This is a genomic window from Vibrio sp. 10N.286.49.C3, from assembly GCF_041469545.1.
Classification (GTDB): domain Bacteria; phylum Pseudomonadota; class Gammaproteobacteria; order Enterobacterales; family Vibrionaceae; genus Vibrio; species Vibrio tasmaniensis_A.
In genome coordinates, this window is sequence record NZ_JBFRKT010000115.1 from 1 (window position 1) to 673 (window position 673).

At 37.4% G+C, this 673-nt stretch carries 1 protein-coding gene; it reads left to right on the top strand.

Annotated elements, in window-relative coordinates:
- The first annotated feature begins 33 nt into the window (after positions 1-33).
- Positions 34-546 (top strand): hypothetical protein, encoded by a 513-nt coding sequence (locus AB4180_RS22760; RefSeq protein WP_102250477.1) that lies wholly within the window; start codon positions 34-36, stop codon positions 544-546.
- The last annotated feature ends 127 nt before the right edge of the window (positions 547-673 follow it).

The following is a 673-nucleotide window of genomic DNA, read 5'->3' on the forward strand; positions in this document are numbered from 1 at the left end:
GGCGTTATATGAAAAGATAGGTTTGGTGGCATTTTGGATTGGTTAGAATTAAAACCGTCAGAAATAATTGCGATTTGTGCTGTTATCGTATCAGTCATTTCACTCGTAGTAGCTAATACAACACTTAAAGCTCAACGTACTCACAATAAATTGTCGTTGAGACCTATTGTGCATATTTCAAAGGGAGACTACGAAAACAAGATTTTCGTTAAAGTGAAAAATTATGGGCTAGGTCCATTAATAATTAAAAGCTGTGAAATCAATAAGTTTGGTCAACAATACGATACGTTGGTTGAGTCGTTAGGCGATAAAGCATCAGAAATTGTTTGGGACACGTTCGCTGCTAATATAGATGGTCGTGTATTGGCTCCTCAAAATGAGTTTATTTTAATTGAAGCAACATTTGAGGACGGTTTTGATGATCGAATCAAAAAGGAAATCAGAAGATCTCTTGCATCTACGACAATCACAGTACAGTACACTTGTGTTTATGGTGAGACTTATCCAGAAGAGCAGGAAAGACTATCTTGGTTTTCTAGGCACTAACTTCATATAACAAACTGTTTAAGAGTGATTCGCAACACGTGGCATTTTCACTATGCGTTGATTTTAGTGTTTAAGGTGGTATGCGGCTGCTTTGGTATTGCGTTGCTCACACCTTAACAGGGCGTTA